Origin of the sequence: Bradyrhizobium sp. WSM3983 (assembly GCF_000473045.1) — a bacterium.
In the GTDB taxonomy this organism is placed as follows: domain Bacteria; phylum Pseudomonadota; class Alphaproteobacteria; order Rhizobiales; family Xanthobacteraceae; genus Bradyrhizobium.
Window position 1 is genome coordinate 52201 of sequence record NZ_AXAY01000011.1, and the last position, 20517, is coordinate 72717.

25 protein-coding genes and 1 pseudogene are annotated in these 20517 nt (G+C 64.7%); 11 read left to right on the plus strand and 15 right to left on the minus strand.

Annotated elements, in window-relative coordinates:
- The first annotated feature begins 31 nt into the window (after positions 1-31).
- Positions 32-340, plus strand: coding sequence for a hypothetical protein (locus YUA_RS51075; protein WP_035971301.1), 309 nt, complete (start codon positions 32-34; stop codon positions 338-340).
- Between the two features lie 13 nt (positions 341-353).
- Here the strand turns inward: YUA_RS51075 and YUA_RS0119240 are convergent, their stop codons facing one another.
- From YUA_RS0119240 to YUA_RS51755, 3 genes are all read right to left on the minus strand, one after another.
- Positions 354-539 (minus strand): hypothetical protein, encoded by a 186-nt coding sequence (locus YUA_RS0119240; RefSeq protein WP_027532169.1) that lies wholly within the window; start codon positions 537-539, stop codon positions 354-356.
- Between the two features lie 62 nt (positions 540-601).
- Positions 602-1831 (minus strand): carboxylate-amine ligase, encoded by a 1230-nt coding sequence (locus tag YUA_RS0119245; protein WP_027532170.1) that lies wholly within the window; start codon positions 1829-1831, stop codon positions 602-604.
- Between the two features lie 144 nt (positions 1832-1975).
- The gene (locus tag YUA_RS51755) at positions 1976-2227 is read right to left on the minus strand and encodes a hypothetical protein (protein WP_027532171.1); all 252 of its coding nucleotides are present in this window, start codon (positions 2225-2227) and stop codon (positions 1976-1978) included.
- Positions 2228-2463: 236 nt separating this feature from the next.
- Here YUA_RS51755 and nhaA point away from each other — a divergent pair, with 236 nt between their 5' ends.
- The gene (nhaA, locus tag YUA_RS0119255) at positions 2464-3699 is read left to right on the plus strand and encodes a Na+/H+ antiporter NhaA (protein ID WP_027532172.1); all 1236 of its coding nucleotides are present in this window, start codon (positions 2464-2466) and stop codon (positions 3697-3699) included.
- Here the strand turns inward: nhaA and YUA_RS0119260 are convergent.
- The 4 genes from YUA_RS0119260 to YUA_RS0119275 all read right to left on the minus strand — a co-directional run bounded on the left by YUA_RS0119260 (position 3696) and on the right by YUA_RS0119275 (position 8280).
- A complete protein-coding gene (locus tag YUA_RS0119260; protein ID WP_027532173.1) occupies positions 3696-4325 on the minus strand; it encodes an FMN-binding negative transcriptional regulator in 630 nt (209 codons plus the stop codon). The two genes, nhaA and YUA_RS0119260, sit on opposite strands and share 4 nt — an antisense overlap.
- A 74-nt stretch (positions 4326-4399) precedes the next feature.
- On the minus strand, positions 4400-5863 hold the full coding sequence (locus YUA_RS0119265) for a PLP-dependent aminotransferase family protein (RefSeq protein ID WP_027532174.1): 1464 nt from the start codon (positions 5861-5863) through the stop codon (positions 4400-4402).
- A 52-nt stretch (positions 5864-5915) separates the two neighbouring features.
- The gene (locus YUA_RS0119270) at positions 5916-6512 is read right to left on the minus strand and encodes a redoxin domain-containing protein (RefSeq protein ID WP_027532175.1); all 597 of its coding nucleotides are present in this window, start codon (positions 6510-6512) and stop codon (positions 5916-5918) included.
- A 16-nt stretch (positions 6513-6528) separates the two neighbouring features.
- On the minus strand, positions 6529-8280 hold the full coding sequence (locus tag YUA_RS0119275; protein ID WP_027532176.1) for an MOSC and FAD-binding oxidoreductase domain-containing protein: 1752 nt from the start codon (positions 8278-8280) through the stop codon (positions 6529-6531).
- Positions 8281-8679: 399 nt separating this feature from the next.
- Between YUA_RS0119275 and YUA_RS0119280 the strand changes: the two genes are divergently transcribed.
- The 4 genes from YUA_RS0119280 to YUA_RS0119295 are packed head-to-tail and all read left to right on the plus strand — an operon-like array spanning position 8680 to position 10769.
- Positions 8680-9141: a TerB family tellurite resistance protein gene (locus YUA_RS0119280; RefSeq protein WP_027532177.1), complete on the plus strand. Its 462-nt coding sequence runs from the start codon at positions 8680-8682 to the stop codon at positions 9139-9141.
- A 2-nt stretch (positions 9142-9143) separates the two neighbouring features.
- On the plus strand, positions 9144-9506 hold the full coding sequence (locus YUA_RS0119285) for a hypothetical protein (RefSeq protein ID WP_027532178.1): 363 nt from the start codon (positions 9144-9146) through the stop codon (positions 9504-9506).
- Entirely contained in the window at positions 9503-10141 is a 639-nt protein-coding gene (locus YUA_RS0119290) for a TerC family protein (protein WP_027532179.1), read from the plus strand. The genes YUA_RS0119285 and YUA_RS0119290 overlap by 4 nt, the downstream gene beginning before the upstream one ends.
- Before the next feature lie 43 nt (positions 10142-10184).
- Positions 10185-10769 carry a TIGR00645 family protein gene (locus tag YUA_RS0119295; RefSeq protein ID WP_027532180.1) on the plus strand — a complete coding sequence of 195 codons (585 nt, stop codon included), beginning with the start codon at positions 10185-10187 and terminating at the stop codon, positions 10767-10769.
- Positions 10770-10815: 46 nt separating this feature from the next.
- Here YUA_RS0119295 and YUA_RS0119300 read toward each other — a convergent pair whose 3' ends face one another.
- Positions 10816-11754 (minus strand): LysR family transcriptional regulator, encoded by a 939-nt coding sequence (locus YUA_RS0119300; RefSeq protein ID WP_027532181.1) that lies wholly within the window; start codon positions 11752-11754, stop codon positions 10816-10818.
- Positions 11755-11913: 159 nt separating this feature from the next.
- Here YUA_RS0119300 and YUA_RS0119305 point away from each other — a divergent pair, with 159 nt between their 5' ends.
- Complete coding sequence (locus YUA_RS0119305; RefSeq protein WP_027532182.1) at positions 11914-12486, plus strand: hypothetical protein; 573 nt, start codon at positions 11914-11916, stop codon at positions 12484-12486.
- A gap of 19 nt (positions 12487-12505) precedes the next feature.
- On the opposite strand, the pseudogene YUA_RS52615 reads toward YUA_RS0119305, so the two are convergent.
- From YUA_RS52615 to YUA_RS0119315, 3 genes and pseudogenes are all read right to left on the minus strand, one after another.
- Positions 12506-12706: pseudogene (locus YUA_RS52615) on the minus strand (glutathione S-transferase N-terminal domain-containing protein); the annotation flags it as partial.
- 4 nt (positions 12707-12710) lie between these two features.
- Positions 12711-13085 carry a winged helix-turn-helix domain-containing protein gene (locus tag YUA_RS0119310; protein WP_027532183.1) on the minus strand — a complete coding sequence of 125 codons (375 nt, stop codon included), beginning with the start codon at positions 13083-13085 and terminating at the stop codon, positions 12711-12713.
- Positions 13086-13163: 78 nt separating this feature from the next.
- Positions 13164-14246 carry a substrate-binding domain-containing protein gene (locus YUA_RS0119315; protein WP_027532184.1) on the minus strand — a complete coding sequence of 361 codons (1083 nt, stop codon included), beginning with the start codon at positions 14244-14246 and terminating at the stop codon, positions 13164-13166.
- Between the two features lie 114 nt (positions 14247-14360).
- Between YUA_RS0119315 and YUA_RS0119320 the strand changes: the two genes are divergently transcribed.
- Together YUA_RS0119320 and YUA_RS0119325 are read left to right on the plus strand one after the other, a co-directional pair.
- The gene (locus tag YUA_RS0119320) at positions 14361-15845 is read left to right on the plus strand and encodes an aldehyde dehydrogenase family protein (protein ID WP_027532185.1); all 1485 of its coding nucleotides are present in this window, start codon (positions 14361-14363) and stop codon (positions 15843-15845) included.
- A 188-nt stretch (positions 15846-16033) separates the two neighbouring features.
- On the plus strand, positions 16034-16297 hold the full coding sequence (locus YUA_RS0119325; protein WP_027532186.1) for a hypothetical protein: 264 nt from the start codon (positions 16034-16036) through the stop codon (positions 16295-16297).
- 21 nt (positions 16298-16318) lie between these two features.
- Here YUA_RS0119325 and YUA_RS0119330 read toward each other — a convergent pair whose 3' ends face one another.
- From YUA_RS0119330 to YUA_RS0119340, 3 genes are all read right to left on the minus strand, one after another.
- On the minus strand, positions 16319-17110 hold the full coding sequence (locus YUA_RS0119330; RefSeq protein ID WP_027532187.1) for a membrane protein: 792 nt from the start codon (positions 17108-17110) through the stop codon (positions 16319-16321).
- Positions 17111-17126: 16 nt separating this feature from the next.
- On the minus strand, positions 17127-17465 hold the full coding sequence (locus YUA_RS0119335; RefSeq protein ID WP_371259900.1) for a hypothetical protein: 339 nt from the start codon (positions 17463-17465) through the stop codon (positions 17127-17129).
- Between the two features lie 124 nt (positions 17466-17589).
- The gene (locus YUA_RS0119340) at positions 17590-18372 is read right to left on the minus strand and encodes a hypothetical protein (protein WP_198029457.1); all 783 of its coding nucleotides are present in this window, start codon (positions 18370-18372) and stop codon (positions 17590-17592) included.
- A 190-nt stretch (positions 18373-18562) separates the two neighbouring features.
- Here YUA_RS0119340 and YUA_RS0119345 point away from each other — a divergent pair, with 190 nt between their 5' ends.
- Positions 18563-19222 (plus strand): response regulator transcription factor, encoded by a 660-nt coding sequence (locus tag YUA_RS0119345; RefSeq protein WP_027532190.1) that lies wholly within the window; start codon positions 18563-18565, stop codon positions 19220-19222.
- 59 nt (positions 19223-19281) lie between these two features.
- Here YUA_RS0119345 and YUA_RS51080 read toward each other — a convergent pair whose 3' ends face one another.
- The gene (locus YUA_RS51080) at positions 19282-19467 is read right to left on the minus strand and encodes a hypothetical protein (protein ID WP_198029458.1); all 186 of its coding nucleotides are present in this window, start codon (positions 19465-19467) and stop codon (positions 19282-19284) included.
- 114 nt (positions 19468-19581) lie between these two features.
- Between YUA_RS51080 and YUA_RS0119350 the strand changes: the two genes are divergently transcribed.
- A complete protein-coding gene (locus YUA_RS0119350) occupies positions 19582-20514 on the plus strand; it encodes an ATP-binding protein (protein WP_198029459.1) in 933 nt (310 codons plus the stop codon).
- Positions 20515-20517: the final 3 nt, after the last annotated feature.

Sequence of the window (20517 nt, forward strand, 5' to 3'; positions counted from 1 at the left end):
TTCTTATGCTGCGACCGAGAGGGAGGCAGCCATGGACAACCGCATCTACGACATTCGCAGAACGATCAGGGCGCTTCGCGTCAGCATGCGCGAGGCTGAGGCGATCATGCATGAGCAGATCAATCGCGATGAGGACTGCAGCTTCGTGGCGCAGGAGGTCATCAAGATGCGTTCGATCATGAGCGGGCTGGTGAAGGAGCGGACCGCGCTCGGCGACAACGAGCCGATCCTCGTCAACAGCTTCTTCATCCCGCGGCTCCGACGGGCACGAAAGCCGGTCGCTGCTCCTGCCCCGACGGTCGCTTCTGTGTTCCGTCCACGCCTGGTGGCGAGGGCTTGACACAGAGAGCGGCTCAATCAAGGGAGTGAGGCGCGGCCCGATCCGGTTTGCCGGCCGGGCTGTCCGCCCACTTCGCCATCTCCATGGTCCGCGCGTCGACGCCCTCGCACCAGAAGCAGTTCGGCGTTGTCCGGCCCTTCTCGGACAGGATCGGAACCAGGCTGTGGCCGCAACCGGCGCACCAGGTGATGTCAGTCATTCATTCCCCTACGGGTAGCAAGTTCAGAAGAGACGTTTTCGTTGGCGAAGCTTGCGCGAGGGCTATGACGGTGCTGGCGCGCGCCGTCCGGCGTCTGCGCGCGTCTCTGATATCGTCGATGCTGCGATCCATCGCGAGGCGGCCGCGATGTCGTCTCCATTCTCGCGATAGGCGCGCAGCTGGAATTCGGCCGAGCTTCCGCGCGCCACGATGGTGCGGCAGTGCTCGATTTCGGCGCTGCATTCCAGCGCGGCGGCATCCTCAGTGATATCGTCGATGAGTCGCGACAGCAGCTCCGAGATCGTCACCGGTCCGTCGTTTGAGGCGAAGATGCAGTCGGTGCCGTAGCGCTGGGCGCGCCATTTGTTCTCCACCGCAATCGCGCGCTCGACCGCGGTGACTTCCTTCGACAAATGCGGCCTCAGATAGAGGTGCCGCGTCAGGCAGCGATACAGCGAGGCGACGGCAATGGCGTCGTCGACGAAGGTGCAGGTGTCGGGCGCGCGTAGCTCGAGCGTCGGGTGCTTGATCGACGGCCGCATCGCCCACCAGATGTGGCTTTCGTCGGGGATCACGCCGGAACGCTGCAACGCGCCGACGTAATCGTCGTAATCGCGCTTGCTCTCGAACAACTCGGGCAGGCCGGTGCGCGGCAGCTCGGAATAGGCCGCGAGCCGGTAGCCCTTCAATCCCGTCTTGTGCGAATTCCAGAACGGCGAGGACGCCGCCAGGGCGATGAACAGCGGCAGATGCGGCAGCATCGCCCGCATCACCGCCATCCGCTTCTCCGGATCCGGCAGTTGAACATGCACATGCATGCCGCACATCATGTTGCGGTGACCGATGCTGCGAAGGTCCTCGATCATCTCCTCGTAGCGCGGCCTTGGGCTCGGCTGCGACATGCGCCAGACCGCGGTCGGGTGCGTGCCGCAGGCCATGATCACAAAACCATATTGTGCGGCGACGTTGGCGACCTCACGGCGCAGGAACCTCAGCTCCTCCCGTGCGTCATTGACGTCGACGTGAACGTTGGTGGCGACCTCGAGCTGGGACTGCAGCATCTCGCGCATGGCCTGGCCGCCGGTTGACCAGTTGGCCGACTCGAACAGCTCGTTGGGAGTCTGGATCGCGACCTCCAGGGTGCGGCGATCGGCGAGGAAGTATTCCTCCTCGATGCCGAAGGAATATTCGGCCGCCTTGCCGCGTCCGCCGGCCGAGCGAATGACGAGATGCTGCTTGTCGGCGGAGGGATCCAGTCGCAGCAGTTTCAAAACGTCCGGAGCAAATGCCATGAGCCACCCGGCAGCGGTATTACCTGCGGGCGATAATTCTTCGGACCGGGGCGGGTTCCGCGTCGGTCGCAGTGGAAATTGCAAGGTCGAACGGAACAATTTTCACGCTTTCGGGCGCGCGAGAGATCAGGGCGTGGTTAGGCGTCACTTCGGTCCAGTCCGTTTCTTGTCGAACGGCTCGGACACGACGATGACATGGCCGCCGCCGGATTCGCGGTAGTAGAGCGTGTTGGCGGCGTCGTTGACCGCGACGCGAAATGCGTAGAGATCGCGTCCGTTCGCGATCGCGCTGGTGAAGCGCAGCCGCTCGCGGAGTTCGCCTTCGTTGACGAGGCCGACGAGCGAATGCTCTGCGCGATCAGCGAATGCTCGGGCTCGGTGACATAAGGTTCGCACGAGGTCGTCTCGCCCCGGTATGCGATCCAGCGGCACATGGAGTTCCCATTGGCAATGTGTCGTGAGGAGCACTAACGATCCGCACCGCGTCAGGGTTCCGGCTGCTGCTCGACGCAGATGCGCCGGACAGGGGTTGCCTTCATCGCAGCGTTCTGTAGAACAGCGTCGGGTGCTCGCTGCATTGGGCAGCGACAGGTCAAGCGATGGTCGGGCCGCCACGCAGGATGCGTGCGCCCATGAATGATCAGCTGCCCGGCCGAGGCCTCCCCAACTCCCCGGTTTTCATCGAGCGAGCGCTCACGACGCTCCAGCATTTCCTGCATGTCGAGGCCGTTAGCGGCATCGTGCTGCTGGCGGCCGCGGCTGCTGCGTTGCTCTGGGCCAACTCGCCCTATGCCCATTCGTATCACGACGTCTGGAACCTGCCGATTGCGTTTCGCCTTGGCGAGCACGCCTTCGTCAGACCCCTGCATTTCTGGATCAACGACGCGTTGATGACGGTCTTCTTTCTGGTCGTCGGCATGGAGATCCGCCGCGAAATCCACGAGGGTGCACTCAACAGGTTCGACCAGGCCATTCTGCCGGTGCTGGCGGCCGTCGGCGGTGTCGTCGTCCCCGCGTTGATCTATCTGAGCTTCAACAGTGTCACGGGCCGCAGCCAGGGCTGGGCGATACCAACTGCGACGGACATCGCTTTTGCAGTCGGCGTCCTCGCACTGCTCGGGCGGTCAATCCCTTCCAATATCAGGGTCTTCCTGCTCGCCCTGGCCATTATCGACGACATCATCGCAGTTCTCATCATCGCGCTGTTCTACAGCAGCGGGATCGATTTCAACGGCTTTATCGTCGCATCGCTCGGTGTTCTCATGGCGCTGGGATTTCAACGGCTCGGCGTCGGCTCTGCGTTCGCCTATGTCCTTCCGGCCTTCGTTGTCTGGGCTGGTTTCCTCATGGCAGGCGTGCATCCGACACTTGCGGGTGTCGTGCTCGGCTTGATCACGCCGGTTCGCTCGGCGAAGCCCGAGCTGTTGCCGCCTGTCATCCGCGTGGAGACGGCACTGCATCCCTGGGTCGCCTACGCCATCATGCCGCTGTTCGCCCTGGCCAATGCCGGTGTCGACCTCAGGACCACCGAATTCACCGGCGGCGTCGAATTCGTGACACTCGGCATCGGGCTTGCGCTCTGCGCGGGAAAGCCGATCGGTGTAATCGGTGCGACCTGGCTTGCGGTGCGCGCCGGTGGATGCCGGCTCGCGCCGGGCGTGTCATGGGGCGGCGTCTGCCTCATCGGGCTGCTGGCCGGCATCGGCTTCACCATGTCGATCTTCATCGCCATGCTCGCCTTTACCGACGACAGATTGCTCGACGCCGCCAAATTCGGCGTACTGCTCGGCTCGTTGATCTCGGTGACGCTCGGCCTCGGATGGGGCGCGGAATACGCCCACCGGCTGCGCAAGGAGATCGGAGACTAGACTGGAAGCGGGATCAAGGGTGCGACCTCGCGATCGCCATGATCCTCGCTCGCGGCGAGACCTCGCGCGACGCCGATGCGATCGGCCTCGGGCCGGTTCTGGCTCATCTTGCGCTTGCCTTCGAACCGCACCACGGGGATGCGCACGCCGACGATCCCGCGCAGCTGCGCCGCGATGAAGTCTGCGGGCGCATCACTGACCGCCCACGGCTTCGCGCGCGCGCCTTCGTGCTTTTTGGTCAGCCGCGTCACGGCCTCGAGCAGGCGCTCCGGCTCCTGGAAGAACTCCACCGGGCCGTAGGCGTGCACGGAGATGTAATTCCAGGTCGGGACGACCTTTTCGGTTTCCTGCTTGGTCGCATACCAGGACGGCGTCACATAGGCGTCGGGTCCGCTGAAGATGGCGAGCGCATCGCCGACCGGCGGGAGCTTCCATTGCGGATTGGCCTTCGCCACATGCCCGTACAGCACGCCATGCTCGCCTTCGCTCTCGTCGAGGAACAGCGGCAAGGGCGTGGCGACCGGGCCCTCTGCGGTGGCCGTGACGAGGCTTGCGAGGCGGGCGGCGCGGATGGTCGCGCGGATGCTCTCGATGTCGTCGTCCCTGAAGGCGGGCGGAATGTACATGGCGTGTCTCCGTTCTGGCTGCGGAGATAGCCGCGATCTGGACTGTAGGAAACTGCCAGTTTTATACGATTTAATCAGTCCAGTTCGGCAACCGCTTGCGCGAGAAGCTTGCAGCCCCGCTCGATTTGCGCCACCTCCAGCGCCGAATAACCTATGACGAGGCCGATCGTCTTCCGCGCACCGCGCGGGCCTATGAACAGGGCGGAGACGGGATAGATGCCGACGCCCTTGGCGCGGGCGGCCTTGATCAACGCTGCCTCATGCTTCTGCGGCAAATCGTCGAACCAGGCCACCACATGCAGGCCGGCGGCCGTGCCGTCGATCCTGACACGATCGCCGAAGCGGCGGCGAAGGGCGTCGAGCAGCGCCTGCTGGCGCTCGGCGTTGCGCCGGCGCACGCGCCTGACATGCCTGTCATAGGCGCCGCTCTCCAGCATCGCCGCCAGCGCCTCCTGCTCGATCAGCGGGGTGTGCCGGTCCATGATCTGCTTGGCGGCGACGAACAGGGATCGCAACGCCTGCGGCACCACGAGATACCCGATCCGCAAGGTCGGCGAGAGCGTCTTGGAGACGGTGCCGAGATAGATCACGCTATCGCCGCCCTGCAGCGCATGCAGCGGTGGGATCGGCTTGGTGTCGTAGCGGTACTCGCTGTCGTAATCGTCCTCGATCACGTGAGCGTCGTTCTGTCTGGCCCACGCCAGCAATTGGTGTCGGCGTCCAATCGGCATGACGCCGCCGAGCGGATATTGATGCGACGGCGTCACATAGGCGAGGCGGGCGGCGATGCCGTCGAGCCGCTCGGTCTGAAGGCCCTCCGCATCGACCGCAACAGGCACCGCGACGGCGCCCGTCGCCGCGAAGGTGTGCCGCGCCATCTGGTAGCCGGGATCCTCGATCACGAAGCGGTCGCTCGCATCGAGCAGCAGGCGCGCGCAGATATCGAGGCCCTGCTGCGAGCCGTTGACGACGACGATCTGGTCGACTTCGCAGCGCACGCTGCGCGATCGCCACAAATAACCTTGTAGCGCGGTCCGCAGCCGCAGCGCACCGCAGGGATCGTCATAGGCGAGCCGCTCGGGCCTGCGCGCCATTGCAGCCGTCACGGCCTTCTTCCATGCGAGCACTGGAAAGTCCGACGGCGAAAGCTCGCCATAGCGAAAATTCGCGACGAGCCCGCGCGGCGGCGCGGTCCAGTGCGGCGGGTCCTGGCGCAGCCGCTCGCCGAATGCCGACAGCCGCGCCTTGCGCGTCGATGGCCGGGAGGTCGCGCGCGTGCGTCCGCGCTCCACCACGGAGCGCGCGACGCGCGGCCGGGCGCCATGGCGCGTTTCGATAAAGCCTTCGGCGGCGAGCTGCTCATAGGCGACGGTGACCGTCGAGCGCGCCACGCCCATCTCGTCAGCCAATGCGCGGGATGACGGCAACAGGCCGTCAGTGCCGTAGACCAGCGACATGATCTGATCGCGCAGCGCCTCGTAGATCTCGCGTGCGCCCATGCGACCGGCGCGGCGGCCGGGATCGGTTCTCTTCTGCATCACCCACATTCCAGGCCGGCATTCGTCGGGACCGACGAGTCGGAATGTGCTTCTAATCCTGTTCGCCGAGCGTTTCGACGTAAGCTTTGCCGTAGGGATAAAAATGCTCCTTGCGGCCCTGGTCCCATTGCGCCCTGAAGCCTGGCGCCGTGATGTCCCAGTCCGGACGGCACGTCATGCTGACGGCTCTGAGATCCTGACGAAGCTCTTCGACGGTCGGGCGGCCGAAGAACCAGTAGCCGTTGTAGATCTTGTGAATGCGCAAGGCGGGCTCCAGCACGATGACATGCGGAATCATCGGGTTGTGGATCGGATCGGTGTATTCGGCGATGTCGAGGTCCTTCTGAACGGTCCGCCTGGGATCGGACAGGAAAGGCCAGTGCGCTCCCGCGCCGCTGCGATATTCGTTGGTCTGGGTGATGGTGTCGGTGGTAATCGTGACCAGCCGGCAATAACCCACCTCCATCTCGCGATGGAGTTGCACCAGCCCCTCGGTCTGACGACGGTCCTTCGGACAGAAACCACCGCGGCCGAGGACGACGATCATCGGATTTCCACCCTGAAGCTCCGAGAGCTTGCGGTGCTTGCCGGTGTGGTCGCTGAGCTCGTAATCCGGGAAGGTCACTCCCGGGACGATGTCCGTTCGCATAGGACTCTCCTGTGTCTTAGAGATCGATCACGATGTCGCCTTGCGGGCGTGCGCAGCAGATCAGGACATTTCCCTCCGCCGGTCTGTCGAGCGGATCGGGCTGATAGCTGACTTCTCCCGCAACGAGTCCGCTCTCGCAGTTGTGGCAGACGCCGGTCCGGCATGACCAGCGCACGGGGACGTCGCAGGCTTCGGCCAATTCGAGCAGGTTGGCATATGACGGTCCCCAGCAGACATTGAGGCCGCTGCGCGCAAAGGACACCATGGGCCCCGGGCCCGGTACGCCGGGCGGCACATGCGCGGGCAACTTCCGTGAAGCAGCGATGCCGGGCGTCAGGGATGGTCCGGCGCCGAACAATTCGGTGTGGATGCGATCGGGCGCGACGCCGAGGGAGCGCAGGCTGGCCGTGAGGTCGCTCATGAAGCCGGCCGGTCCGCAGAGATAGAAGTCGCCGTCTTTCGGCAAGTGGAGTTGCTGGAGCAGGCGTAGATCCAGATGTCCAGCGCTGTCGAAATCCGCCGAGGGGCGATCGCTCGGATCGGGCGCGCTGTAGCAGACATGGCTGTGAGAGCGAGCGAGCCCAGCCAACAGTTCGCGCACCTCGGCAGCAAACGCATGTTCGCGGCCGTTGCGGGTGCCGTGCAGCCACCAGACATCTCGTAACGATTTCTCCGCAGCGAGCGCGTGAAGCATGGCGAGCACCGGCGTCACCCCAATGCCGGCACTCAGCAGGACAATTGGCCGCGTACCCTGCTGCAGCGTGAAGCTGCCGCGCGGCGCGCCGAGTTGCACGAGGTCGCCGGGCCGGAGCTCGTCGGCGATGTAGGTGCTGGCGATGCCGTGGGCTTCGCGTTTGATGCTGAGGCGATAGGTCGCCGCGTCGGAGTGGCTCGACAGCGAATAGCTGCGGGTCATCGCAGGCGTGGAGGGCCCGAGCCGGACGATGACGAACTGGCCGGGCGAGGCGACGGTGCCGGGATATCCGTCCGCCGGCTCGAGGATCAGCGATGTTACGCTATTGGTTTCGGCGATCTTGCGCGCGACGCGAAACGGCCGGAATCCGTGCCAGGCCGGAGGTGGGCTCGCCGCCGGGCCGAGCCCGGCATTTCCTGTGGCCGGATTGTCTTTCTGCTCAAGCAGCGCCACAACGGAATGACGCCAGCCGCCGCTCAGCGCGGGAATCCGTAGCGCGCGTTCGAGGCGGTCGCGCGGGTGAGGGGGCAGGTAAAGCAGCGCGTTGATCTCGAACACGCTCATGCTTTCAGGGCCGCTCGCGACCTGAACGATCTCATCGCCGGCCTCGACGTCACCTTCCTCGATCACACGAAAATAAAAGCCGGGCCGGCCGTGCTTGACCAGCAGCGCGGCCATGTCCGGCTCCTCCATGCGAATGCCAAGCCGATAACAGGTGACGCGCGGTTGCGTCACTTCGAACAGGGCAGAGCCGATCCTGTAACGATCTCCAATGCAGACCTCCGCGTCGGCGAGGCCCTCGACGGTGAAATTCTCACCGAATTGACCTGGAACGAGGTTCGACCGACCGAGATGCTTTTGCCAGTAACGATAGGAATCGTCCTGATAGACGTACACGGCACGCTGTTCACCGCCGTGGCCTGCGGTATCGCCCTGACCATCGCCGTCGATGTTCAGCCGGCGCACCTTGCGCGGGCCCTCGACGGGGGCCTTCCAGATGCCCGTATGGACCGTCCGGCCTTGCCAGGCGACGTCGCGCGGCAAGCCGACATTGACGGAAAGCAAGCGTGCCATGGGCGTTTCCAGGCGTGACGAGCACAACCCGGCGAATTCCAGATTGCAACGTCAATCTGCATCCATGTCGAATTTTTGGCCCGTTAGTCGTTGTTAGACTTTGCTAGGATGGCCGGTCTCCTGTTCAGGAAGCACGACAACACGGAACCCCGATGCGGCGGCTGGTCGCAGCGTTGTCGTCTTGATTCCGGCTCACCTGGCTTTATCTCCGCGGAGAACAAGAATCCGGGCCCCTCTGGCGAGGACGTCGACTGTGTCGGCTAAACCTCGCGATGTCGGATGACCTGTCCCGCGCGAATGCGATGGATCGGCCGATCGTCGGGCCTTCTCTGTTCCCTCCGACCAAATCGTCCCCATCGGTAGCTCCGCGCGGCCATTTCGCAAGAATGAGGAGCGACGATGTCTGACGCCACCACTTCAACCCCGATCGAGATCGAGATCACCGAGCCGCGCAGCTTCAACGAGCAGGCTGCGGTGGCGCTGGTGATTGCCGGCGCGCTGGTCGCCGTAGCCGACCGGCGCATCTCGCCGGTTGAGCGCGACGAGGTGATCCGCTTCATCAGGGAACGCGGATTGGCGCCGCACATCAGCGACGAGCGGCTGTTCTCGATGTTCGACGAGCTCGCCGAACGGCTCGAGGAGCCTGATTTCGCCAATGTGGTGATCGACACGCTGCGGCCGGTCTCGGACCTGCCGCTGTCGTCCCATCTCATCGAGCTGTCGGAGCGCGTCGCGGCCGCGGACGAGGACGTGGATCCGCACGAGGTGCAGGCGATCAAGCTGTTGCGCCTGCTGACGCTGGTGCTGCCGCGCGCGAAGCCGGTCGGGCCGGTTGCGATAAGCGTCGCCGCAAAGGAGTGAGCATGAGCGCAGCTTCGGACGAGCAAAGGACGAGATCTGAGGGCGCCACCGGCCAGCCGGCCGTCGGCGACCCGCGGCTTGACGCGCTCGTTCATCGGTTACCGCCGCGCCTTGCCTCCACCGTCAATTATCTCCTGCAACCGTCCAGCCGCTGGGTCCGGATTCCCTCGGGCGCGCTGCTCATCGTCGGTGGCGTGCTGTCCTTCCTGCCGGTGCTCGGCATCTGGATGCTGCCGCTCGGCCTCGCGCTGCTCGCCGAGGACATGCCGGCGCTGCGTGCGTCGCGTTCAAAGGTCTTTGACTGGATCGAGCGCCGCAAGCCGCACTGGCTGGATCCGTCAGTTTCGAAAAATGACCGAACATGATTGAATTCATCACCGCCGATGCGCTCACCGCGCTGCTCCAGGTCGTTCTGATCGACCTCGTGCTCGCCGGCGACAATGCCGTCGTCATCGGCCTCGCCGCAGCCGGCCTTCCGGCCCATCAGCGCCGCCGCGCCATCGTCGTCGGCATCGTGGCCGCGACCGCGCTGCGTATCGTCTTTGCCGGCGTCACGACCCAGCTCCTGCAAGTGATCGGGCTGTTGCTCGCCGGCGGCGTGCTGCTGCTGTGGGTGTGCTGGAAGATGTGGCGCGAGCTACGCGAGCAGGCTGCGCATGCGAATGAGCTTGCGTTCAGCCATGGCGGTGGCCCGACCGCCGCGCCGGCGCCGCGCAAGACGTTCAAGCAGGCTGCGTTGCAGATCGTCGCCGCCGACGTCTCGATGTCGCTCGACAACGTGCTCGCGGTCGCGGGCGCGGCGCGCGAGCACCCTTACATCCTCGTCTTCGGCCTGGTTCTGTCGGTCGCGCTGATGGGCGTTGCCGCCGATCTGCTCGGCCGCGTGCTGCAAAAGCAGCGCTGGATCGCCTATGTCGGCCTCGCCATCATCGTCTATGTCGCCTTCGAGATGATCTATCGCGGCTCGCTCGAGCTCGCGCCTGTTATCGCAAGCCTCTAAGTCCTGCCTTCGTTTTCCTGCCTTCGCTTTCCTGGAGTGATCGATGTCGTCTGAACCCAAGGCACCTTCGGCGCACCTCGCGCCGCGGCCGCAGATCGGCCCGTTCGCCCAGCTCATCTTCGGCTCGCGCTGGCTGCAGGTGCCGCTCTATGTCGGCCTCATCGTCGCGCAGGCCGTCTATGTGCTGCTGTTCCTGAAAGAGCTCTGGCATCTGGTTGCGCACTCGTTCGACGCCAGCGAGCAGCAGATCATGCTGGTCGTGCTCGGACTGATCGACGTCGTCATGATCTCCAACCTGCTGGTGATGGTGATCGTCGGCGGCTACGAGACCTTCGTCTCGCGCCTGAACCTCAACGGTCATCCCGACGAGCCGGAATGGCTGAGCCACGTCAATGCCAGTGTGCTCAAGATCAAGCTCGCGATGGCGATCATCGGCATTTCCTCGATCTCGCTGCTCAGGACGTTTATCGAGGCCGGCAATCTCGGCACCACGCGGAGCAATTTCACCGAGACCGGCGTGATGTGGCAGGTGCTGATCCACCTGACCTTCATCATCTCGGCGATCGGCATCGCCTGGGTCGACCGCCTCGCCGACAACGGGCATCGCAAGGAGAACGGCCACGGCTGAGCGTACGCTCGAGCCTGCCGGAGCTCAGAGGTTAGTGCGGTGCTTCTCACGCGACTTGCGGATACGCCGCATTCTCCCGCCGCTCGCGTTCGCCCAATTCGCGCACCAGCTCCTGCAGAAATGATTCCGTGAAGGCGGGCAGGGTGCGCTCGGCGCGGACATAGATGCCGAGATCCGACCAGACCGGGCTGCCGGCATTGTCGAGCGGCAGGAACACGAGCTGCGCGTCGCGTGACAGCCGGCCGATGCCGAGCTGGGTCTGGAAGGCAACGCCGACGCCGCGCGCGGCGAGTTCGCGCATCAGGTCGATCGAGTTGGCCTGGATCGCAGGCTCCGGCGTCTCGGAGAGCTGCGCGATCAGCGGCTGCAACAAATGGTAGATCGACAGCTCCGGCAGCGCATGGATGACGGGGAATGCGAGGCATTGCTCCAGCGTGACCGTCTTGCGGCGCGCCAGCGGATGCTCGCGCGCCACCAGCGCGCCGAGGCGAAATCGTTTCAGCGCCACCTGCCGCAGGTCCGGCGGATGCCTGAGCGCGATGGCGATGCCGATATCGGCCTCGCCCCGGCGCAATGCTTCGAGCACGGCGGACGAACCCATGACTTCGGTGGTGAAACTGACGCGCCGGGCCTGGCTGCGGTGCGTGGCGATCAGATCCGGCAACACCGACTCGGTGAGGGATTCGATGCAGGCGATGCTGATATTGCCGTGCCAGGCGCCGGAGAGGGACGCCACGTCCGAACGGAAGCGATCAAGGTCCTGGAGCACGTTCATGACGTGCCGGGCCAGCATCTCGCCGACCGTCGTCAAGGTCAGGCCGCGCGTCGTTCGCTCGAACAGGGGTGATCCAACCTCTTGTTCAAGCTTGAGAATTTGACGACTGACGGCGGACGAGGCGACGTTCAGGACGCGCGCAGCTGCCCGGATCGAGCCGGTCCGGCGAACGGCATGGAAGTACTGGATGGCCGGTGAGTGAAATCGCATGAAGCCCCCTCGGCACTATAGCTGTTGCCGAAACGGCAGCAACATGTACGAATTTCTCTGCCTTTTGAGAGCGTCGGTTTCACCCTAGTGTCATGTGCCGACGGGCCCTTCGGGCCCGCGCGGCGGCGCGCCCGCAACGATGCGGGCAGGGGATTTGGGGTGAACGAGATAATCGCTTGCGAGCTGGAGCAGGGGCGCGATGCCCGCCTCGTCGACCGCCGCCGCGCGGCCGCTTATGTCGGCGTGACCGCCGGCCGCTTCGAGCAGCTGGTGCGCGACAATGTCGTGCCGCCGCCGGTCATGGTCGACAACAAGCGACGCTGGCCGATCGCGTTGCTCGATGACGCCAGGGAAGCGGTCGGCAGCAGCATGCCGTCGCTGCCGGCGGTGCGAGCCGATGTCGAGGCGCGCCCGTGCGATCGCGACGGCGTGCCGCCCTCGCGCGAGCTCCCCGACCAAGCCTGGTTCGAGCAGCGCGCGAGCTTCGTGCAGCGCGTGCGCCGCTCGCTGCTCTCGGGCAACGAGATCCGCCTGCTGCACGAGTTCAAGCTGCTCAGGCAGAACGAGATCAGCATGTACGGCTACTATGGCAGCTTCGAAGCGTTGATGGTGCGCGGCTACATCGTCGAGATCGACCGCAAGCCGCCATCGAGCCGTCCGCTGGTGACCTATCGCCTGACTGCGCCGGGCGAGCAGGTGATCGCGGCGTTGAAGGACGAGCCGGTCTACTGACCGGAGTCGCGTCGCTGTCGATCAATGTCTCGCCGCTGTCGAGCACGAGCGCCGGAATGCGGCCAAACGGATTGCTGGCCGTGACCTCTGCGCGGTCGCCGAAGCCGGAAAGCGCGCGCTGCTCAAATGGCACCCCGTAAATTTTGAGCGTGATCGCAACGCGACGCGTGAATGGTGAGCGATTGACCCCGATCAGCAGCATCGGCGCGATCCCGTCCATCCGGTCACGATTTGCGGGAGCGCGCGATGTCGCTCTTGAGCGCTTCGAGCTCCTTGTGCACCGCGCGCGCTGCGTCGCGCTCGATCTTGCGGTAGCGGGCAACGAGTTTTTCGCCGAAGGGCGTCAGCATTGCACCGCCGCCGTTCTTGCCGCCGGCCTGTGGCTCAACCGCGGGATTTCGGCAGATTCGATTGATCTCGTCGACCAGATCCCAGGCGCGCTTGTAGGACATGTCCATGGCGCGGCCGGCCGCCGAGATCGAGCCTTGCTCGCGGATCTGCTCCAGCAGCTCGATCTTGCCAGGCCCGATACGATCCTCGCCGGCAAGGTCGATGCGAAGGCTCAGCTGGGGAAGGGATTTGGCGCTCGCGCGCGACATGACGGGCTCACGTGAAAGGCTCGAAACGCAGATTGCCATTCTTGCCCACCGTGAACAAGGTGCGGGCGGCGTGCCGCATCATCGCACGGCGTGCATCTCCAGGAACGCCTTCACGCCGGTCACGGTGCCGGTGTCCGACGGCACGTAGCCGGGGAGCGTGGCGACGGCGGCGCGGAAATCGGCGCTGCGGATGATTTCGAGGATGCGCTGCATCGGCTTGGTGTCGAGGAAGGCGCGCTTGCAGACGAAGAAATAATCCTCGGTGAGGATGCGGATGAAATCGAGGCCGAAATGCCGCGCGGCCGCCTCGACACCAAAGCTTGCGTCTGCCATGCCGCTCGCGACATAGGCCGCGACTGCGGCGTGGGTGAACTCGATCTGCTGCGCGCCGTTGATCCTGTTTTCGTCGATGCCGTTCGCGGCAAGGAGCTGATCGAACAAGAGGCGCGTACCGGAATCATGGTCTCGGTTGACGAAGCGGACGTTGGGCCGGGTGAGATCCTCAAGCGAAGCGATGCGCAGCGGATTGCCACGCGCGACCATCAGACCCATCTCGCGCGTGACGAAACTGATGATGCGGTCCTCGCGCGGATCGAGCCATTCGCGCGCGGCCTTGATGCCCTGGGCGCGCAGCGCGCCGTGCGGCAGATGCAGGCCGGAGAGGTCGCAGGCGCCTTGCGCCAGCGAGACCAGCGAGTGCTGGTTGCTGACGTAGCGGAGATCGACACCGATGCCGGGCTCACGGTCGAGGAACTCGCGCAGCTTCGCCACCGCAAAGCCGTGGCTCGCATGCACCCGGATTACCGAGGGGCGCTGTTCGAGGAACGGCTTGATCTCGCTCGCGAGCTCCTGCGCGAGGTTCTCGAGTTGCGGCCCAAGCCGCGCCTGCATGCGCTCGCCGGCCCACACCAGCCGCTCGCCGAACGGCGTGAGCTTCGAACCCTTACCGCGCTGGGTTTCGACCAGGGACGTTCCGAAAAACTCCGACCACTGCTCGATCAGATTCCAGACATGCCGGTAGGACAGCTGCGCGTCGCTCGCCGCGCTCGTGATCTTTCCGGTCTTCCTGATTTCGTTGAGCACGCCCAGCATGACGATGACGGTGCGCGGGCTGCCCTCCCGTCGGAACCGCCAGACGGCCTCGATCTCGATCTGAAGCATCCGGCCTTCCTTATGAACTGTACTTCATATTTAGGTCGTCCATTTGCAAACCATATCATATTTACTCCGGCTATTGTCAGCCTAATCTGGTGTACCATAAACGGAGTGGATATGATGTCTGTTGCATATGACTTTGCTCACTCGCCGGCCAGCGAGTTCATGTCCCGGCCGCAGCATCTGTTCATCGACGGCCGCCGCGTGCCTGCGAACTCCGGCCGCACCTTCAAGTCCCTCAATCCCGCCACCGGCCAGGTCATCGCCACCATCGCCGAAGGCAACGAGGCCGATGTCGAGCACGCCGTGGCCGCCGCCCGCCGCGCCTTCGAAGGCCCCTGGCGCACGATGCGTGCCTCCGAGCGCGGCCAGATCCTGCTGCGCTGGGCGGACCTGCTCAAGCAAAACGCCGATGAGATCATCGAGCTCGAGTCGATCGATGCCGGCAAGCCGATCTCGGCGACGGCGCGCCAGGACTTTCCAGCGGCCGTCGACACGCTGATCTATTACGCCGGCTGGGCCGACAAGATCAGCGGCGACGTCGTGCCCGTGCGCGACGATGCCCTGACCTACACCATGCGCGAGCCGGTCGGCGTGGTCGCGGCGATCGTGCCGTGGAATTTCCCGCTGATGATCGGGATGTGGAAGCTGGCGCCGGCGCTCGCTTGCGGCTGCACCATCGTGATGAAGCCGGCCGAGCTGACCTCGCTGTCGGCGCTGCGCATCGCCGAACTCGCGCTTGAAGCCGGGTTGCCGGCGGGCGTCTTCAACGTCGTGACAGGACCCGGCCGCGTCGTCGGTGATGCGCTGGTGAATCATCCCGACGTCGACAAGGTCACCTTCACCGGCTCGCCCGGCGTGGGCCGCGGAATCATGAAGGGCGCGGCCAGCAACTTCAAGCGGGTCTCGCTCGAACTCGGCGGCAAGTCGGCCAACGTGATTTTCGACGATGCCGATCTTGAAGCTGCTGCGAAGGCTGCGGCCTCCGGCATCTTCTTCAACGCGGGCCAGGTCTGCTCGGCCGGCTCCCGCGTGCTGGTGCAGGAGAAGGCCTATGACGAGGTTGTCGAGCGTCTCGCTGCGCGCGCAAAGTCGATCAGAATCGGCGATCCGCTCGATCGCAAGACGGCGCTCGGCCCCGTCATTTCCGAGAAGCAGATGAAGTCGATCCTCGACTATGTCGAGATCGGCCAGAAGGAAGGCGCGACCCTCGTTACCGGTGGCGAGCGGGTCGGCGAGCGTGGCTATTTCATCAGCCCCGCGGTGTTCGCGAACGTCGCGCACGAGATGCGGGTCTCCCAGGAAGAAATCTTCGGCCCCGTCGTCAGCGTCATCAAGTTCAAGGACGAGGCTGATGCTTTGCGGATCGCTAACGGCACGGCCTACAGCCTCGCCGCCGGCGTCTGGAGCCGCAACATCGGCAAGCTGCAGCGCTTTGCCAAGCGGGCGCGCGCCGGCACGGTCTGGATGAACACTTATGGCTATACCGACGTGCGGCTGCCCTGGGGCGGCGAGCGCGATTCCGGCCTCGGCCGCGAGCATGGCACCGCCGCGCTCGACAATTTCACAGAGCCCAAGGCTGTCTGGATGAATTTGGCCGTCTGATACCTCCCGAGCGGCCAACCCTGGAGCCCGCCTGATCCGCCCGGTCAGGCGGGCTCTCTTTTTCCAGATCGATAAAATTGTCTGCAATCCGCTCAGTGGCGGTATACCTTGCGGACAAGAAGCATGCTGCCTTAAACCTCGATTTTGGAACCGACGTGCATCCTGCCTGCAAAGGTTGGGGCATCAGCATGTCAGTTCTCAAGGAGGTCGTCGCGGCGGTCGCGGGAGTCTATGCGCTCCTGTTCGTTTGCGACGCATTGTTCGGCATCGGCGAGGCGCGCTTCGACGATTCCTATTACAGTGCCAGCTTCTACGCGCCGCGGCCGAAGGAATTCCGCTTTGCCAGCGACACGCCGCCAGCGACTCGCGTCAGCGAAGCCTTCGCGCAATTCTCGGCGACTGAATCCAGGCCGAACAAGCGCTACTCGTCGCTGACGACGATCATTCGCTAGGCGGGGCCCGTCGTCCGCTGCTCAGGTTTGCTCGGCCGTCTCACGATGTCCGGGATGCTGCCCCGCGCGTTGCGGGATCAGCAGCAGGCAGACCACCATGAAGACGGCGATCACGGCCGAGGCCAGCGGCCGGCTCAGTGCTAGGCCGCCGTGATCGAGCGGCTTGTCGAGGAAGTCGCCGACGGTTGCGCCCAGCGGTCGCGTCAGGATGAACGCGACCCAGAACAGCGTGACGCGTGAGACGCGGGTCCAGAAATAGAGCGCGGCGATCACGGCAAGCCCGGCTGCGAAGATCAGCGCGCCGCCGCGATAGCCCATGTCGCCGGTATCTGCGATCCAATCGCCGAGCGCGGTGCCGAGCGTCTGCGAGAAGGTGATCGCGCCCCAATAGAGGGCCTCGACCCGCGGCGTGCTGACGCTGTTGACCGAAATGGTTCCCTCGGCGAGATACCAGAGGCCGAGCACCAACACGAGGCAGGTGAGAAGAAGCGTCGAACCGCCGGCATAGCCGATGCCGAGCGAGCGGTCGGCGAAGTCAGCCATCGTGGTGCCGAAGGTGGTCGAGGCCACGATGGTCGCCCAGTACAGCGCCGGATTGAATTTGCGCGCGCGGATTTGGGCGGCGACCAGGACGACCATCGCTGCCAGGAACAGGCATGTGCCCGCCAGGTAACCCCAGTTCAACGTCATCGTGACGGTGTCGCCGCCGGTTTCGCCCAGCGTCGTGGCCGCGATCTTGATGATCCAGAATCCGAGCGTGACCTCAGGGACCTTGCTTTCGCCGGCGAGGCTGCTCTTTGTGTAATCTTGCATGATGTCCTCGTCGGCGTCAGGCCTTGGCGATGCTATCCATGATCGCGAGCAGATCGGTGATGGCCTGCTTGCACTTTGCGGCATCCGGCGTGCCCGCGCGCAGTGCCTCCAACGCGCGATCGATCGCCTTGTCGACGGTGTGCCAGTCGGAGGCTGCGCGCGGCTTCAATCCGGCTTCGGCCTCGTCCCATTTGGTCTCGAGGTCCTTGATCCTTGTCTTGGCACCGGGCAGGTCGCCCTTGTCAATCAGCGCCGCGACGTCGACGACGATGCTGCGGAACGGCGTGAGATCGCCAAGCTTGGCCGTCGCGGCCTCCGCGAGTGGCACGGAGGTGATGTGCTGGCTTGCGTGCATGTTTGGTTCGCCGGAAAAGGTTGTCACGAGGCAAACGGCGATGGCGGGGATGAGTTTCATCGTATGCTCTCTCTCCTGGTGTGGCTCCTGCGTCCATGCAGGATGCGTTGAAGCTGTGATTGGGTTACTGCGCGGGGCCGGCGCGGCGCGCGCCGTCGCCTTCGAACGTCACCCAGGCAACGAGACCGATGATCACGGTGAGGAAGGCGATGCTGGTCTGGATCGTGCCGAGGCCCATGCCGCCATATTCGCGCGACTGCGACAGCAGATCGCCGAGTGAGGCGCCGAGCGGGCGGGTGAGGATGTAGGCGAGCCAGAAGGTGAGAACGGGATTGGCGCCGATGGTGTCGGAGACGGCCACCGCCGCGATCAGCGCGCCAAATGCGACGACGCCGACCTGGAAGCCGAGACCGAGTGCTTCGGTCGCAAGATCGCCGGCGGCAGTGCCGAGTGCGAAGGTGAACAGGATCGCGGTCCAATAGAACAGCTCGCGCCGTGTCGTGACGATGCTGCGGATCGACAGCGTGCGTTCGGCGCCATACCAGACCGCAAAGGTCGCTGCGAGCGCAGCGGCGAAGGCGGCGGTGCTGGTGTAGAGGCTGATCTCGAGCTTGTCGGTCAGGAGGTCCGTGAGCTGCGTGCCGACGATGCTGACCAGGACGACGGTGAGCCAGTAGACCCACGGCACATAGGTGCTGCGGCTCAGTTGCAGCAGCAGCGCGGCAATCAGCAGCCCGGTCATGCAGATCGCGGTCAGGCTGGCGCCGAGGCCGACATGGACTGCGAGATAGTCTGCGCCGGTCTCGCCGACCGTGGTGGAGAGGATCTTGATGGTCCAGAAGATCGCGGTGACCTCGGGAACCTTGTTCAGTATCCGTCTTGCGCCAAAGCCTGAATATTGCGACACGCCCAAATCTCCAAAAGCCGAAGATGTCGGACCGTCGCGCAGGGGACTTAGCCCCGACTTAGGGATGAGAAATTTCCGGGCTGGGCGGCCCTCGCCGCAATTTTGGCCTGCTGGCGCTGGCTAACTCTGCGCTAAGTCGGAATGGCCATGATTTTGAGGCCGGATGGTCCGGCGGAGCTTGAGGATCGATTTGCGGGTTCTGCTGATCGAGGACGACAGGATGGTTGGCGCCGCCGTCGAGCAGGCGCTGAAGGATGCCGCCTACGCCGTCGACTGGGTCAGGGATGGACACACCGCGCTGCTTGCCGCGGAGAGCGAATCCTACGAGGTGCTGCTGCTCGATCTCGGTCTGCCGAATACCGATGGCCGTGATATTTTGCGGCGGCTGCGTGCTGTCGGCCGCAAGCTTCCCGTCATCATCGTGACGGCGCGCGATGCCCTCGACGACAGGATCGAGGGGCTCGATCTCGGCGCGGACGATTACCTGGTCAAGCCGTTCGAGATCCGCGAGCTGCTGGCGCGGATGCGCGCGGTCACGCGCCGCGAGGCCAGCGGCGCGCCGGCACTGCTTGGCAATGGAGCGCTGCAGCTGGACCCTGCAAGCCGGGAGGCGTCTTATCTTGCGAAATCCGCGGTGCTGACTGCGCGCGAATTCGCGCTGCTTCAGGCGCTGCTGTCGCGCCCTGGCACAATCTTGTCGCGCGGCGAACTGGAGCGACAGCTCTATGGCTGGAACGAGGAGGTCGCGAGCAACGCGATCGAGTTCCTGATCCATGCGGTGCGCAAGAAACTTGGCACAGATGCGATCCGCAATGTGCGCGGCGTCGGCTGGATGGTGGATCGCCCATGATCAGGTCCTTGCGGGGCCGTCTCTTTGCTGGTCTCACCGCGATCATTCTTCTGACGGGACTAGTCGGCGGTCTGTTCGCCCATCACTGGGCTTTCAACGAGGCGATCGAAATGCAGGACTCTGTCCTGATCCAGATCGCGGGCCTCGTACAGAGCGGTAGTCTGACAGGCGGCCGGGAGCTGCACGGCGTGGATGAAGATGCCGAGGTGTGGTTGATCGATCAGGCGTCCGAGGACGACGGGCAACTCTGGAGCCTCAAGGACGGCCTTGCACTGGCGACACGAAAGGGGCTGCCGATCCGCGTGCTGCTGCGGACGCGGCCTGACGGCACAAGGTTCGCCGTGGCGCAACGCACCTCCGTGCGCGACGAGATCGCGGGCGACATGGCGTTCCGCACCGTGCTACCGATTGCGGCGCTCATTCCCTGTTTGTTGCTGGTCACGGCTATCGTCATTGCGCGTTCGCTGCTGCCGATGGTTCATCTTGCCAGCGATCTCGATGGAAGGCGCGCCGATGATATGACGCCGCTGCCGGCGGCGCAGATGCCGAGCGAGCTGCATCCCTTCATCACCTCGATCAACGGATTGTTGCAGCGGATGCGCCTCCTGATGGACCAGCAACGCCGCTTCGTGGCCGATGCCGCACATGAACTGCGCACGCCGATCACGGCGCTGAGCCTGCAAGCGGAGAATCTCGATTCTGTCGATCTGCAGCCCGGCATAGGCGACCGCGTGGCGGCCCTCCGGCAGGGCATCGGCCGAACGAAGCATTTGCTCGAGCAACTGCTTGCGCTCGCGAGACAGGATGCGGGGCAGGCTGGGATCGCGACGATGCCTCTTGTGATGCTGGATGACGTTGCGAAGGGGGGTGTCGCGGAACTGTTACCCGAGGCAGCCATTCGCGGCGTCGATCTCGGCTTCGCGCGCGTCGAGCCGACCATGGTTCGCGGTGAAGTCGTGATGCTCGCCGCCCTGGCCCGCAATCTTCTCGACAACGCGCTCCGCTTCACTCCGCGGGGCGGACGGATCGATGTGTGGGTCTATCGCGACGGCAACACGGCGATCTTGGAGATCGAGGACAGCGGGCCCGGTGTTGCGCCAGAGGAAATCGGCCGGATCTTTGAGCCGTTCTTCCGGGGCAAGCGTCCCGAGGGCGATGGCGTTGGTCTCGGTCTGTCGATCGTCAAGCGGATCGTCGATCGGCTCGAAGGGTTGATTGAAGCGGCGAATATCGCCGAATGCGGGCGAACCGGGTTGCGTGTTGTCGTCAAATTGCCCGCGGCCGCTGCCTGACCG